This is a genomic window from Chitinophaga niastensis, assembly GCF_003014755.1.
In the GTDB taxonomy this organism is placed as follows: Bacteria; Bacteroidota; Bacteroidia; order Chitinophagales; family Chitinophagaceae; genus Chitinophaga; species Chitinophaga niastensis.
Map to the genome: position 1 here is coordinate 921,663 of NZ_PYAW01000001.1, position 15,163 is coordinate 936,825.

The 15,163-nt window shown below is 40.3% G+C and carries 11 protein-coding genes; 2 read left to right on the top strand and 9 right to left on the bottom strand.

Features of this window, described 5'->3' with window-relative positions; translation table 11 throughout:
- Positions 1-66: 66 nt before the first annotated feature.
- The 9 genes from CLV51_RS03945 to CLV51_RS03985 all read right to left on the bottom strand — a co-directional run bounded on the left by CLV51_RS03945 (position 67) and on the right by CLV51_RS03985 (position 12,828).
- Positions 67-1,218 (bottom strand): glycosyltransferase family protein, encoded by a 1,152-nt coding sequence (locus tag CLV51_RS03945; RefSeq protein WP_106526695.1) that lies wholly within the window; start codon positions 1,216-1,218, stop codon positions 67-69.
- Between the two features lie 15 nt (positions 1,219-1,233).
- Complete coding sequence (locus CLV51_RS03950; RefSeq protein ID WP_106526696.1) at positions 1,234-2,409, bottom strand: glycoside hydrolase family protein; 1,176 nt, start codon at positions 2,407-2,409, stop codon at positions 1,234-1,236.
- 15 nt (positions 2,410-2,424) lie between these two features.
- The gene (locus CLV51_RS03955) at positions 2,425-4,173 is read right to left on the bottom strand and encodes a galactosyltransferase-related protein (RefSeq protein ID WP_106526697.1); all 1,749 of its coding nucleotides are present in this window, start codon (positions 4,171-4,173) and stop codon (positions 2,425-2,427) included.
- A gap of 19 nt (positions 4,174-4,192) precedes the next feature.
- The gene (locus CLV51_RS03960; protein ID WP_106526698.1) at positions 4,193-5,068 is read right to left on the bottom strand and encodes a hypothetical protein; all 876 of its coding nucleotides are present in this window, start codon (positions 5,066-5,068) and stop codon (positions 4,193-4,195) included.
- A 27-nt stretch (positions 5,069-5,095) separates the two neighbouring features.
- Positions 5,096-6,280 carry a hypothetical protein gene (locus CLV51_RS03965; RefSeq protein ID WP_106526699.1) on the bottom strand — a complete coding sequence of 395 codons (1,185 nt, stop codon included), beginning with the start codon at positions 6,278-6,280 and terminating at the stop codon, positions 5,096-5,098.
- Between the two features lie 18 nt (positions 6,281-6,298).
- Entirely contained in the window at positions 6,299-7,612 is a 1,314-nt protein-coding gene (locus CLV51_RS03970; RefSeq protein ID WP_106526700.1) for a radical SAM/SPASM domain-containing protein, read from the bottom strand.
- Positions 7,613-7,800: 188 nt separating this feature from the next.
- On the bottom strand, positions 7,801-7,995 hold the full coding sequence (locus CLV51_RS03975; RefSeq protein ID WP_106526701.1) for a hypothetical protein: 195 nt from the start codon (positions 7,993-7,995) through the stop codon (positions 7,801-7,803).
- A 97-nt stretch (positions 7,996-8,092) separates the two neighbouring features.
- Positions 8,093-10,492, bottom strand: coding sequence for an outer membrane beta-barrel family protein (locus CLV51_RS03980; protein WP_106526702.1), 2,400 nt, complete (start codon positions 10,490-10,492; stop codon positions 8,093-8,095).
- Between the two features lie 140 nt (positions 10,493-10,632).
- Complete coding sequence (locus CLV51_RS03985; RefSeq protein WP_106526703.1) at positions 10,633-12,828, bottom strand: peptidase domain-containing ABC transporter; 2,196 nt, start codon at positions 12,826-12,828, stop codon at positions 10,633-10,635.
- Between the two features lie 250 nt (positions 12,829-13,078).
- Here CLV51_RS03985 and CLV51_RS03990 point away from each other — a divergent pair, with 250 nt between their 5' ends.
- Entirely contained in the window at positions 13,079-14,245 is a 1,167-nt protein-coding gene (locus tag CLV51_RS03990; protein ID WP_106526704.1) for a sensor histidine kinase, read from the top strand.
- Positions 14,246-14,251: 6 nt separating this feature from the next.
- Positions 14,252-14,986 carry a LytR/AlgR family response regulator transcription factor gene (locus CLV51_RS03995; RefSeq protein WP_106526705.1) on the top strand — a complete coding sequence of 245 codons (735 nt, stop codon included), beginning with the start codon at positions 14,252-14,254 and terminating at the stop codon, positions 14,984-14,986.
- Positions 14,987-15,163 lie beyond the last annotated feature (177 nt).

Here is a 15,163-nt window from a genome sequence, read left to right on the forward strand (position 1 = left end):
TTAATGTATTAAATTATTAAATGAATCTTATTCACGATCTGATATACTAATCATTAAGTTTTACGTTCAGCCGATTACGCTAGCACCCAGTATCTTCTCATAAACAGCTATGAGCTGTTCCTGTATAAATGCTGTTGTAAAAGCGGCCGGCAGCATTTTCCCGGGTGCATTATTATTTTGTGTAAGCACATTCTTCAACTGATGCAATAAATAGTGCGTGCTACTACTGTTGCTTGTTAGAGGCTTTACCACTTCCATATTTACCAGCTCATTAAACCAGCTGTTATCATCCGGTGCGTTATCATAAATAAAGCGAATCCCTCTTTGTAACAATAATAAAATGTATAGAAAGTTATCTTCGGTGAGCGCAGGCATGATAACAGCATTCGCGGTGGCATATAACTCCATCACTTCGCCCTCTGACAAGCCGTTAATAAAAGTGATACTACTCCATAAGTTCTTCTCTATAAATGCTGGATATGACATGATATCCGGTTCGTGGAGGATAAATAACCTGGCCTGCGGGATCTCCTGTTTAAAAGCGCTGAATGCAAGAATAAGAGACTGCATATTATATTGCTCTCCGGCTATTTGTTTGTTAAAAACAAATATAGTTTCCTCCGGCTGAAGCCCCCAGGCTATTTTGGAGGCATTACGTTGCTCCGGAAGAATCGCTGTTTTATTTATCCGGGTGGTAACATTATATATTACGGTTACCTTTTCGATGGCATGCGGATAAGCGACCAGCAATTGTTTCCTGGCAACCTGACTGGTGCAAAGTATGCTGTTTGCGCATGTTATCATGGCCAGCTGCATGGTATTGCCGGTTATTGTTGTTCCATTATATCCGCATGTAATAATAGCATTCAATGTTGTTTTGATACGCTGTGCGAGGTAGCCCCAGTTAGCATTTTCAAAATGGAAAAGAAGGTTTGATTTTCCACAGAAACGTTGCTCCAGCAGGTCGGCCAGCCGTATGGAATATTTTTTAAGCTCCGGCGCTGATATGTTTGCCAGGTATTTTATAGTATAGGGGAAAGGAATATAAATATATACCTCACCATTTATTTCTTGTTCTGTATACTCCACATATTTATTGCTGCCGATATATATCTTATAAGATAAGTACTCCCCTTTTTCCCATGATGAAGTAAGGAGAGTATCTAATACTGATGGGCCAACAGCGGTTGCATCAAATATTCTAACGATGTGTAACATATAGCTCTGATTATCTTAACTGATTAACAAACATTCATCCCAGAAACAGGTTTCGGCGTCTATACCTGATAAAACAACCAGGCCGATGCCGGCCAAACCTTCTGTTATGCCCATGCACTTATCATTTTCCTTTGCAATAGCTGTATACGACAGACTAATTAAATGATCGGTGATTTCATTGCAGGCACGCTCAAATGCCGGTTCCTGCATTTCGAGGTAAGCACGTCTGTACACCTGTGCCATGAAGATAGTTTTCTGCAGATAGACTATATTATCAAATGCAGCACCTGTCAGGGGCATGTAGGTATCAATGGCTGCCAGCAGCTGCTCTCTGGCGGTATCTCTCCAACTTTCATTGCCAGTGTACTTCCAGGCATTCCAACAGGCCTGGCATAATTCCACCTGTATATTAAAATGCATGAACGCATCGTGCAGATTGTCTGGAATATTTTGTTTCATAGCTGCAAAAGCAGGATTAATACATGCTATCATCCTCTCCAGCAGTCGCATTGTAACGACAGGATATATATCATAATGCAGGCTTCTGGCCAGGATGGTAATTACTTTCGCATGATTGCATATCTCTGTGTTCTTCGCGGTAGCGGTATATTTATTATCGGCTATAAATCTGGAAAGGGCGTTGCTATCTTCTCTGAATTTCCTTATAAAAATTCTTTCCAGCCGGTCTATCATACTGATATAAACTTCATACCGTATAATTTTATCAAGGTCTTCGGAATTATAGCCTTCACGATTGATACGGTTTTGCATATACAGGAGATATCCTGTTAAGCCTTCGGAAAATCCCCAGGTTAATTCATAATTCCAGGCATATACTGCGTCATCTATATCAACTAATACTTCCAGGGAGGACTCGTTCATCTGTATTAAATCATGCTGCAACAGGTGTTCTATGCTCCATGCTATTCCTGCCAGCCCGGTTCCAAAACCCTTACCTGATTTTAAATTCATGGTATTAAAAACTTCCTGTAGCAGATCTTCTCCAAAAGAATGGTACATTTTCACCTGCTTATATCTGGCATAATGCAGCATAAAGAATGATATACCTGTTTTGCCGGCGTTTAAGCTAATATTATTTGTAAACCCGCCATTTAACAACAAATACCTGGCTATCCTCTCCAGATGCTCTTCACGTGTTTGTATGGCTTCACTTGCTGTCATTGTTTTCATACTGAATTTATTCTTTTAAATGTATCGTAAAGCAGGTGGTTGATAACCTTCACTCTTCATTTCATGAATATACTCCTGCAAGGCCGCGGTGGACATATTGCATACCTTCAAAAACTCATGCCTGTTGCTTAACTCCAGCTGGTTGTTATGAAAATTTGAATTTTCTTTCCTGATATGATGCAAATGATACAATGGCCCCTCAATTCTTTTTATTTTTTCTCCGGCTATTTTAAACCGCTTATACCGCTCCTGGTCTTCCGGCCCCCACCCTACCAGGTTTATGTTTTCCATGCCTAACCGTTTAAACGTGTCCAGGTTCACTACAAAAACACCACCATATCCATCCACAGGTGTTTCATAGAAACAATCCCTGTAATTATTAAGAATGCCAAAATCCAACTGTTTGCGAAAAAGATTGCTGAAGTTGTTATCCACAAAATAACAGCCGCCACTAAAAGGATATACCAGCGACATTCCCATATGACGGAGATATTCTACTGCCCACAACAGCTGATTGGGTGGCACCACAACATCTGTATCGAATATGGCTGCGTACGGGGTTTCACACATGTTCAACAACTGGTTGTTATAGTAAGTGCGATAGTAGATAGCACGCTCATCATATTGGAAACAATACCTGACATAAGGTGGTATAACCTCCCTATTCACTTTGGGGGAATCATCAATTTCAAGTACTATCACATTTGTTTCAAAATAAGTATCAATATACCGGAGGATAGTATGCAGATTATTCATCCTGTCAGGCGAATCAATTCTTACCGGTATCAATATAGTCGTGTCTTTAAGAACTATTTTGGAGGATTTAATATAGTTATTCATGACTTCTACATATCTGGTACTACAGGATGTTTTATCCACATAGCCAAATAATTCGAAGTAGGGTACTTTATGTTCATACGAGCCTTTGCAGAAATACTTTCTTGCCTGATTTCCAACTATGCCCGCATTATGAAATATTTTGCATTCATCCCATCTTTCAATTTTATTGATAGGCCAGCAAAAGTCAAGTTCCTTGCTGATTTTCACCCGATTTCCACTTAACAGCCCATTCCACAGTACAGCCCACATATCTGCACACCATGCCTGAATGCCAGCATATGCACTAATCTCCTCTCCGGTTTCCTGCGCATAGGCTATAGCATAGCTTTCCTTAGTATCCTTCAGCTGCGTAAACAATTTTTCCGCATCGTTCTCCACCTTATTCCAGAAAGTATAGTCTGTTCCTTTTAGAATATACTGTGCACCACCGGCGTTTTCATCGTTAACTATTACCTGCTCTTTATCAATGCCTACAATACTGCACATATCATCCAATACTTTAGTCCCGTGCTTCAGTATGTACTTTGTGTCCAGGTAGCTTTTGGTGTCGGAAACATACCACGTATTATCTGCTTCCATTTCCTGCATATCCGGCAGTTCGCGGAAAATAATATCACAGTCGTGGTAAAACAGGGTCTCCTGCTGCAACCATGGATTTTTATTAAAATGCTGTTTAATGATATGCGGTCTTATTCCTGATACGTACTTAGGGTTTTCTCTGTTATCGGGGTAAATAAAAAACTGAGCCAGGTCCTGCCGGGCCACCAGCGACTTATATTCCATTTTTAGCCCGATACGCGGATCTACGCCCAATAATATATGGATACAGGCCGGATCTATGCCTACCTGTTTAAAATTATATAGCAGTACCTCTAACTGCCAGAGAAAAAACACCTCATCAGGTTGTGCGGAAAGAAATATCATAGATATATTTTATTACTGACTACATGTATGTTTTACGGCACAACTCCGTATATAATTCAAGGCAATGTTTTGCCTGTATATATTGTACGGGATTATTCACTGCAAATAAATCAGCCTTTTCACAAAACAGTTTGTAGTTACCTGCATAAAATGATTCAAAAAGTAGGATCGTTTGTTTTGTTAAGTCAGCATCATCAGAAAACGGCTGATATTGTTCTGCTGCTGGTAAAATAACCTGTAACAGCTCATTTACCTTTATTGTCAGCTGGGGTTCCTTTAAAAATGCTATCATTACATTAAGTGTTTCAAACAATATCTGGCATATAAAAAGGTATTTGAATAGTTCATATTTCTCAGGATGTTGAACCAGCGGAACGTTCAGATCAATTAATTTTTCAGAATGCCCTTTCAGTAAAAATGCAACCACCTCTGCTGAAAGCCTGATGGCTTCATCTGTTTGCCCATAAGCAAAATACATCCTGACGAGGTTATGATATTGCTGGATACGGCTAAACACCAGGTACTCAAAACCCTGCTGCTCCATCGTTTGCATATTAAGCATAACGTCATGCAGCATTTTTTCGGCGAAATCTCTTTCGCCGGTTTTATATAAGTAATACGCTTTTTTGGGCAGGTATTCATTTTGTACCGCCCTCCAAAGCAATGTGCCTTTGGGCAGTGTTTGCTCATACCGCTCCCCCTGTTCAAAGTAATACTTTGCCAATACCATACTTCCTGACTTGCTATAGTTAAGCCCTTTCAGAAACCAGGAATTTAATGGATATAAAGTATGCTTGTCCTTCTGGGTTAACTGTGCTAACAATACATCATTAAAAAAAGCTTCCAGCCTCTCAGCAGTATGCATGAGTGAAGCGCCTGTGGTCAAAAGCATCATGTCATAGTTTTTAATCAGTATTATCTTTTATAGCGTTTCCAACTGTTGTCTACGCAAAGGAATACCGGCTGTAACCAGTATCCGTTCCTGTATGTTGCTGACGGAGTATGTATCCGGGAATTGCTCATGCAGTGGCAATTGTTGATTACAGGGATGGTATGTTGTTGCCGATAAATACCTGATTATCTGCAATAGTTCTTTCCCATCCAGATTTAAGTCGGTATTGATCAATTGTATACCTGATTGATTGACAGACAGTGGGGATAAATCTTCCTGCTGCAGCGCCGGAACAAAACAAAGATGATAAGGCCGGGGCAACCATTTACACTTAATGCGGCAATCAGAAAGAAAATAGATCAATTCTTTTTCCAGTTCCTTCATTTCTGATACGGGCTTGTCCATGGCAAATTCAATGACTACTTTTTGGTGTCTGGCGCTGGCGCTGATAGCATGGATAAACTGCCCGCTCCAGTTATTCCAGCTCTTATCAGTTACATTGAAAACCATTTGTACCCGCAGCCCGGGATGGCCCTGACCTGTTAGGAGATCCCTTTGTATGATGTCAATATCAGCAGTACTATGTTGCAGGTTATTATATTTCTCTTCATTAAAAACAAAAAAAAGCCGGTTTACTGTCAATGCCTGAAGGGGAGGAATTACCAGGTTATTATATCCTCCGGTGGCATACAGCATGTTTAATGTAAAGGTTGTCTTAACAGGTGACTTAATTTCCCGTAAGCGCGTGTCTAATAACAGCAGCCAATCCAGGTCTGTAACAGAATGCTGAATGACCATCAGTAAGCGGATAGTATATTTGAAACCTTTTATATTATTAGTGCTGATAGTTGCCAGGACACTGTTCAATTGAACCATCACGGCATCAAAAAAATTATTATCAGGCGTTGTTTTTACCGGCACCAACAGTGTAGCGGAGTTACCGGTTACATCTTCCAACGCCAGTAAGTTGCGGGTTAACAGTGCTTCTTTTTCTTCTTCCTCTGCCGGTATCAGTATTTCATTATCAAACAGTAAAGAAAATAGTTTATCCGGAAGCAGGGTAAAGTTAGCTGTGTATAATATGTCCAGATAACGACGGCTTAGCCGGATTGTTTTACCACTACGGGTAGAATAGAGCAGGCGATCGGCTGTTGGTTCCGATTCGAATTGCGGAATAGTCACTTCTACGATATACCGGGAAAGTTTAAGTTCCATATGACGCAGTTTATGGTATTATGCAATTTTTAACGCTCTTGTATTTAACGTCTCCAGAAATTTATTCAACACCACCTCTTTTTTCAAATGATCTTTGAAATCATATACGCAATAGTCTTCCCCGTTACTTTCCAGTGCCACCTGAGAACATCCTCCGTTGCAGATAGGCATAATCGGACAACTTAAGCAAGGTTTATTCTTAAACTTAATGTTCATGCGTTTCTCAAACTTCTCATTCCAGGTAATGCTACCATCATCATTCAGCAGCCCTTCCCTGGTTTCACTCGAGAAATTACGGGCCGTACATTTATATACCTCTCCGTTATAATTGATAGTAGCATGATTTCTTTTATCTGCGTAACAGGAATGCCTCACATTATCCGGTGTACCCCCGTAAGCGGCATAAAAGCCAGCACTGATGAAGTATTGTATCAGTTCAGTAACTCTGTCGTTCAAGGTATCATCCTCTACCTGCCATACCTTGTGAAGGGAAATAGAAATATTGTGGCGGAATTCTCTTGGTACCTTTTGCAGATCGTCTGCAATACTTTCGAGGTTATTCAGGGTGTCTTTAGTATAGTTTATCCGTTGTGTTACATGGAACCCGGCAGTACACAGGGCTGCAACATTGGCTACTATTTCATCGTAGGATCCTCTTTTGGCGTTAACAAAGCGTACTTTATTATGCGTCTCGCGGTTGCCATCCAGCGTAATCTGAAAATCAGTTATTTTGTACAACTTAAAACGCTCAATCATTGCAGGATTGATCAGAAATGCATTGGTAGTGAACGATGTGCTGAATGCTACTCCATATTCCTGGCATATTTTAGTTCCATATTCCAGTATCGGATCTATCACTTTGTCGAAAAATAACAGCGGTTCTCCTCCAAACCAATCCACATGGAAATACTTTAATCCGGGTTTATTCTGTAAAACGGCTACAATATGCTTCTTAAGATTATCCAGGGTAGATTCCGTCATTTTAGAATCCTTTATATGAGATTCATAACAATACCAGCACTTGAAATTACAGTTCATGGTAGGGTTAATCACAAGATGATAGGTATTTTCATTCCCATCTATCTTTGCGCTCCAGTCTTTTACCTCTTGTATTTCATCAAGTGTTTCCTCTACAATAAATCCCTTTGTTTGCAGTGCTTTATAAAACTTGGGATGATAATTGGCCAGTTCTTCTATATTGGATGATGTTTTGCCGGCCTCCATCAACGCTTGCAACATCGGTTCTACTAACAGGAATTTATTACTGCGGGAATTGTACAGCACTACCTTGTCTTTGTATCCTACGGCATTATTAAAATGGCTTAATTTCATATATCAGTTCTTATCTGTCCAGAAATATAGGATAGGGAATTACACCCTATCCTATTGTGTTTGATTTGAAATTTACCTGATGCGATTTTTCAGCATCCTCCTTTGTTATAACAATAGGTTTAATTTATTGCATAAGTGAACCAGAGGGGAATGACGGTTCCGGAGGATGCTAAAAAATAGCTGCTTGCTTAGGCAGTAGGGGCAGGAGTGGTAGGGACAGTAGTAGTTTTACCACATTTGCTGATGTTGATACCGCAAAGGAAGTTTGTGTCATCAACTGATGCGGTTTCAACACCGTCAACTTCAGCAAATCCACCTTCGATTTGTCCTAATTCGTTTTCTTTCAGAGGGGTTAAACCCAGGTCTTTTTTTTCTGTAGACATGTTAATTTGATTTCAATTACTGTTTATGCTTACTCTGATTAAGGGTTTTCAGCTTCCCCCTCTTGTTATAACAATGCGTTTAATTAATACTCATCATTTACTTACTACCTAACCTGCTCTTTTCATCGCTGTTACTACGGTCCATTTCCTTTACAGTAAAGGCTTTCCCAAGCTTGAAATTATATATCAACTGAAGGGCTATGCTCTGTGTCTGATTTTTTTCCAGACCATTTTGAATGTAGTGTTGGTAGATTGTTTTTGTTCTGCTCTTTTCTGTGTTAAACACATCGTTCACATTTATTTTGGCTATCAGTTTATCTTTCATGAATGCCTTCTGTAATCCCATATCTATTCTGTAAAAACCATCTACAGCTATATTACCCTGCATGATGTTTGAATAATATAATCCACTTACACTGAGCCTCATTTTGGCTGGTAACACTATGTCCTGGGCGGTTTGTATAAATACTATAGGCTTATTGTACTGGAAGTCTTTGAACTTCATCTTTTCCTGTTTGAAAGCAAAAGTGTTGTTCATATTCCACCATTTGGTTACCTGTAATGGCGTACTCAATATGACAATGTAGTTATCACGTATATCCAGATTTTCCGGCGCATAATATACGGACAGGCTGTCTCCTGGGCGTGTGTGTAAGATATTGAAGATGACATCATTGGCCCTTTGATAGATAAACGATAAGGAATAATCTTCGTGATAGGTATACGTCAACTGAAATGAGTTGGCATATTGAGGTTTCAGATACGGATTTCCTTCAAGAGTAGTATAGTTATCAATATATATTACAAATGGATTCAGTTGGGTATAGGAAGGCCTGTCAATACCTCTTCTGAAAGAGAACGCAATACTGTTGCCTGCTTTTTCGTTCAGGGTCTTCTGCAGGAACAGACTTGGAAACCATCCCAGGTAACTTTTCCGGTTATCTCTGACAGTATCAGCTGTCAGCAGATGCCCGTCTGTATTGGTGTATTCTGCACGTAATCCTATTTTGATGTCGGTTTTAAAAACCGTGCCTGTATAGTTTAAGAAACCTGCATAGATATCTTCTTTATACCGGTATTGGTAGCTTTGGGTTAGATCCTTTATCCAGGTTGCATTTTTAAAGTTTTCGAATTGTACATCATTATCAATAGCAGCCATTACCAACTTGCCACCCAAACTGATAGCTGCCGATTTAGATAATGGTTTATCCAGTTTTATATCCGCTGAATATACCTGGGAGTTGGCCGGTATCGTATTACGATACGAGGTGTCTCCAAATCTCCCGCTTACTTCGTCGTAATAATTGGAAGCTGCACTGTTCTTTTTGGTAGAGGTATTCCAGGTATAATCTGTTGTGAAAGTAAGAGCAGTACCCAGTGAGTCTAATTTTATATTATAATTATATCCAAGGTTGTTATAAGATGCATCATGATTTTGAGGGAAAATACCATTCAATACAATGTCTTTAGCACCGGTATTTCCGAGGGTAGTAATAGTTTGATAAGGAGATTTTTCCTTCCAGCCGGAATTGGAATATTCAATTCCCATGTACTGATTCTTATTGATATCGTAGATTCCACCTACTCTTAACCTGCGGCCGGCATAAGTATCTTTTCTGAATGAACTTTCTTTGTAATTAAAATCTCCCTTGTCATTTGTTCTGGTAGTCCAGTCACTTCCATATCCGTTATCCCAGTTCATACTGTAGCTACCAAACAGGGTCACCTTATTCTGTTTATAATTCAACGATGCGCTTTCACCTGCTCCTGCATACCTGCCTTGTACATAGCTACTGCTGATGGAACCATTGAGTCCGTCTTTTCGTTGCTTTTTGTACACGATATTAATGAGCCCTCCGGCAGACGCAGCATATTCTGCTGGTGGATTAGCAATTATTTCTATGCTGGCTATTTCTTCTGCTCTCAGCGTAGTAAGAAAATTAATCAGCTCAGCACCGGCTAAATTCAACATTCTTCCGTTCAGCATTACCCTTGCATGTGTGATGCCGTTTATGCTTATGTTTCCGTTTAGTACAGATACACCTGGTGCCAGTTTAAATAACTCCAGTGAAGATTTACCTGCAGTCAGCGGATTACTCTGTACATTCAATACTACCCTGTCTACTTTGCGGGTAATTAAAGGAGGATTACCTACTACTGTTACTTCTTTTAAGTTATCAGACTTGGTATTAAGTGTGATACGACCCATGTCTGCATTTGCAAAAGAAGCAATGTTCACGCTGTACAAATCATAGTTAAGCTGGAATATTTTCAACACATAAGCTTCCCCTGCTTTGGCTTCCAGTTTAAACGTTCCTTTCTCACCAGAGGTAGTTTGTGCTATTGGCTTATTGGTATTTTGGGAAAGTAATACGATGGATGCAAATTGTATGGGAGTACCGGTTTTATCTACAATCCAACCGGTGATAGCTGCATTTTGTGCATTAGCTGCAACCGATAAAATCAATGTTATAAGGATTGTACTTAACCATTTCATAGTTCAGAGTTTTTATTTGCAGTGAGATTTAACATCTATCTGTTAATCTCATTGCTTAATTCAAAGTTGTTATTTCTGCTTTGTTTCTTGAAACTTATTAGACCAAATAGTGAGAACGCACGATGAAATTTAGCAGGCTTTCAACTTCCTAATTCCAGCTGGTTTTTAATCAGATCATAATAGTAACCGCGCAGTTGCACCAGCTCATTATGTGAGCCCTGTTCTATTATCTCTCCTTTATGCAATACAATGATGTTATCTGCATTCCTGACGGTGCTTAAGCGATGAGCCACTACCACTACCGTCTTGCCTTTACAGAAGTCGTTCAGTTGCTGGATAATCATTTTCTCATTATTGGCATCCAATGCACTTGTAGCTTCATCCAGAAAAATATATTCAGGGTTTTTATATACCACCCTTGCAATCAGTATACGTTGTTTTTGACCTCCGCTGATGCCTTTACCTTCCGCACCTATTTTTGTATTAAGGCCCAATGGCAGGTCGTTTACAAACTGGGTCAGATTAGCAATGGCCAGTGCATGTTCCAGCCGGGCTATATCAGGCTGTTCATCGCCCATGATAATGTTGCCTGCAATGGTATCAGAAAAAATAAAACCTTCCTGCATTACAATACCGCACTGCCTTCGCCAGAATTTAGGACTGATGCCGCGGAAGTCGGTGCTATTACCTATTTGTATAGTGCCTTCCACCGGTGGATACATTTTTAATAACAGCTTTAATAAGGTTGTTTTACCGCTGCCGCTGGCACCTACAATGGCAGTGGTGTGTCCTTCTGCTATAGTGAAGCTGATATCTTTTAATATCTGCTGATTGCCTGCGCCGGGGTAGGCAAATGATACCTCATTCAATGCTATGCTCCTGGTGGAAGGCAGGTGGTGCTGCTGGTGCATTTCAGGCATTTCTTCATCCTGCAGGGAATGGATCTGTCCCAGACGTTCCATGCTTATTTTGGCATCCTGCAACGTTTGTAAGAATCCTGCCATCTGCATTACAGGTCCGTTCATCTGACCAACGATGAATTGCATCGCCATCATCTCACCCACGCTTACACGCCCTTCCAGTACTGCTTTGGCAGCCAGGAAAACAATCAGGATATCTTTCGCCTGGTTAATAAATAAGGCCCCTAAAGATTGGTTCTGGTTAAGGGTAAGGCTCTTTATATTTTGGTTAAACAGTTTGGCCTGCAACCTTTCCCATTCCCATATTTTTTGTGTGCCGTTATCGTTAAGATTTATTTCGTGTATCCCGTTTATTATCTGGAGGGTTTTACTGTGATTTTGTGCGCGGGCTTCAAAACGTTTAAAGTCAAGCTTTTTGCGCTTGCGTAAAAATATCAGCAGCCAGCCTAAATACAATGCGCTACCAATAACAAAAACAATGAAAATATCCAGACTATAGTGCAGCATCAAACCACTAAATACTACGAGTGTTATCAGGGAAAATAAAGTATTGATGGTATTGCCTGTCAGCAGGTTTTCAATGCGCTTATGATCTTCTATACGTTGCAGCAGGTCGCCGGTTAGTTTGGTATCAAAAAAAGATAACGGCAACCGCATTAGTTTGTGCAAAAAATCGCTCAGCACCATAATGTTGATGCGACTGGTAATATGCAATAACACCCAACCCCGCAACAAATCAATAAAGAATTGACCGGCACTCAGCAGTAGTTGTCCTATGAGCATGAGATAAATAAAATGCAGGCTCTTATTTTGTATGCCCACATCAATAATACCTTTAGTCAGAAAAGGAAATATTAACTGAATGACGCTGGCAGCCACTAAACCGATACCTATCTGCAGTAACAGTTTTTTATAATGCCAAACATGCTCCCATAAGTATTGCAGCCCCATTCCCTTTACAGGAATGTCATCTTCCTGCTGGTAAAAGGTAGGAGTAGGATTCAGATGGAGTATAACTCCCATGGCTTTATTGCCCTGCCAGGCGTAAGCCCAGTTTTCTATAAATTCTTCCTGTGTGTATTTTATCAGGCCACTGGCGGGATCAGACACATACACTTTGTTGCGGCTTATTTTATATACTACCACAAAATGGTTCCTGCGCCAATGCACAATGCAGGGTAGTACTGATTTGCCGGCAATGCTCTCAAAGGAAATTCTTCCTCCCTGCGCCCTTATGCCCAATGCCTCTGCGGCCCTGGAAATGCCCAGCAGCGATACACCGGTTTTGCCAATGTCACTTAGTTTGCGGATACGCTCTATGTTAAGTACCTTACCGTAATGTTTGCTTATAATCTGCAAACAAGTTGGACCGCAGTCCATCATATCATGCTGCTTATAATGCGGGAAAATGGCCATCCTGATAGTTGAATTTTAGTTAAAATGGCGTGCCCCCAGCCTGTTTTACAGGGCTCCCTTCATTGGCCGGGATTTAGTCTTTATAGTCGTCGGAGTACTCTCTTATGCTACTTCTACGGCGAAAAAGTATAAAAAAACACTATATGTCCGGTTGTTGCATGAGAAAAAAATATTGCCGATAATTTTTTTTACCTATTTTAGTCCTGCTAAGCACGAAAAATTTAGCTAACAGTGAAACATTATTCGACGAATGTCAACTTCTACGAGACGTAAAGCAGTGGAGAGCACAACTGTAAGAGGCAATCCAATATTGAACTGGATCATTTCCGGGGAATTTGAAAAGTTTTATACCAAGAGAGTCCGACTGGCAGCGCATGCGTCCATGTGGCTGATAATATTAATTTTACAGACTATCCTGGTTTACGCCAACTACAATGAATCCCTGAGCGCCTGTTTAGCATTTGGTGCAAGAAACATGTTTAGCATCATGTTTTTCTTCTACTTTATATTGTATTTTGTAGTCCCGGACCTTATTTTGAGGGGACGATTCATCCCGGGAATTATATGTATTGCCATACCCTTCTTCGTAAATAGCCTGTTCAATTACATTACCTGTGTATTTATCCACAACAACCTGACTATCCACGACCCTGTTACTAAGGAAAGCATTGAAAAAATAGTAAATGAAGGGTTATTCAGCGCCTCTTTATTTAACCGTACGCTGAAAGGAGCCTGGTTTTTTGCAACTGCTGCTGCCCCCAGCATGGTCATTAAACTAGTCCTGGACATTATCAGAAGCACTATCCGCAGATTAAACATAGAAAAAGATAAACTGGACCTGGAACTGGACTTCCTGAAAGCCCAGCTCAACCCGCATTTCCTGTTTAATACACTGAATAATATTTACACCCTTTCGCTGAAAGGTGATCAACAGGCATCGGGTTTAATACTCCACCTTTCTTCCATGATGCGCTATACCCTCTACGAATCTGATACGCCACAAGTGTCGTTGCAAAATGAAGTAGCGTTTATGAGGAATTATACAGAGCTGGAACGCGTGCGTTATGGTAAAAATGCCGAAATCCGGTTTGAATGCAATGATCAGGAAATAAACGATCAACAGATTGGCCCCCTTTTAATGTTTCCCTTCGTGGAAAATGCTTTTAAACACGGACAAAGTAATGCAGCCGGGAAATGCGAAGTACTTATAAGGATTAAAGCAAACGGCCCACAGGTACAAATAGAGATCGGCAATAGCAAAAACGAAGCAACGATAGTAAAAAGAGAAGTAGGCGGTATAGGACAATCCAACTCCTGCAAGCGATTAGAACTACTTTATCCGGGACGTCACACACTCCATATTGAAGACACAGCCGACTATTACAAAGTTATCCTCTCTTTAACACTTGCCAATTAAACCCAAATGGAACAGAAAATAAAATGTCTGGTAGTAGACGATGAACCCATTGCCCGGGAATTAATGATCACCTATATTGCCAAAGTACCACAACTGGAACTTGTAAAGGCTTGCGAAAATGCCTTTGATGCATCGGATGTGTTGCAGCAGCAGCCTATCGACCTGCTGTTTTCTGATATACAGATGCCCATTATTAACGGCGTGGAAATGATACGCTCCCTTCATTTTGCCCCACTGGTAATATTTACTACAGCAAGTCCCAACTATGCGCTGGAGAGTTTTGAGCTGGATGTGGTGGATTACCTGATGAAGCCTTTTGCTTTTGACCGCTTCTTAAAAGCACTTAACAAAGCAAAAATACTGCTACAACAGAAAAAACAACTCCCTGTTAAAGAGGTCGTGCCCAATAACTATATATTTATTAAAGATGGGCAGAAGTTGTGCAAACTGGTGTTTGACGATATCTATTATGTAGAAGGCATGAAAGATTATATAAGAATTGTGACTGCGCAGAAAACATATATTATATACCAGCGCATGAAACATATGGAGGGCATGCTTCCTACCAGTTTGTTTACCCGCGCGCACAAATCCTATATTGTACAATTGAATGCGATCAAAAACATAATAGGTAACACTGCCGAATTGTTGAATAATCACTCCATCCTTATTTCCAAGCAATACAAACAGGAGCTGAATAAGCGGCTTGGGATAGCGCATGATAACACCGATGAAGAATAAATTAATGCTCCGCTGCTTATAAACACACCTTCATAAATAATAAACAGGAAAGACCCCTTCGCTGTATTATTCCCTTTTGTCAATAGACGGACGGCTAATTACATGAAATCACCTATTATGTATAATTGGTCGTGCTAGTTCCTTCTTTTATCTAAAAAAAATCCGTCTCTGTTTCGG

Bases quoted from the DNA above. Each gene is read 5' to 3' on its own strand.
- CLV51_RS03965 (WP_106526699.1), bottom strand. From the start codon at position 6,280: ATGGAACTTAAACTTTCCCGGTATATCGTAGAAGTGACTATTCCGCAA.
- CLV51_RS03960 (WP_106526698.1), bottom strand. From the start codon at position 5,068: ATGATGCTTTTGACCACAGGCGCTTCACTCATGCATACTGCTGAGAGG.
- CLV51_RS03980 (WP_106526702.1), bottom strand. From the start codon at position 10,492: ATGAAATGGTTAAGTACAATCCTTATAACATTGATTTTATCGGTTGCA.
- CLV51_RS03995 (WP_106526705.1), top strand. From the start codon at position 14,252: ATGGAACAGAAAATAAAATGTCTGGTAGTAGACGATGAACCCATTGCC.
- CLV51_RS03950 (WP_106526696.1), bottom strand. From the start codon at position 2,409: ATGAAAACAATGACAGCAAGTGAAGCCATACAAACACGTGAAGAGCAT.
- CLV51_RS03945 (WP_106526695.1), bottom strand. From the start codon at position 1,218: ATGTTACACATCGTTAGAATATTTGATGCAACCGCTGTTGGCCCATCA.
- CLV51_RS03970 (WP_106526700.1), bottom strand. From the start codon at position 7,612: ATGAAATTAAGCCATTTTAATAATGCCGTAGGATACAAAGACAAGGTA.
- CLV51_RS03985 (WP_106526703.1), bottom strand. From the start codon at position 12,828: ATGGCCATTTTCCCGCATTATAAGCAGCATGATATGATGGACTGCGGT.
- CLV51_RS03990 (WP_106526704.1), top strand. From the start codon at position 13,079: ATGTCAACTTCTACGAGACGTAAAGCAGTGGAGAGCACAACTGTAAGA.
- CLV51_RS03955 (WP_106526697.1), bottom strand. From the start codon at position 4,173: ATGATATTTCTTTCCGCACAACCTGATGAGGTGTTTTTTCTCTGGCAG.
- CLV51_RS03975 (WP_106526701.1), bottom strand. From the start codon at position 7,995: ATGTCTACAGAAAAAAAAGACCTGGGTTTAACCCCTCTGAAAGAAAAC.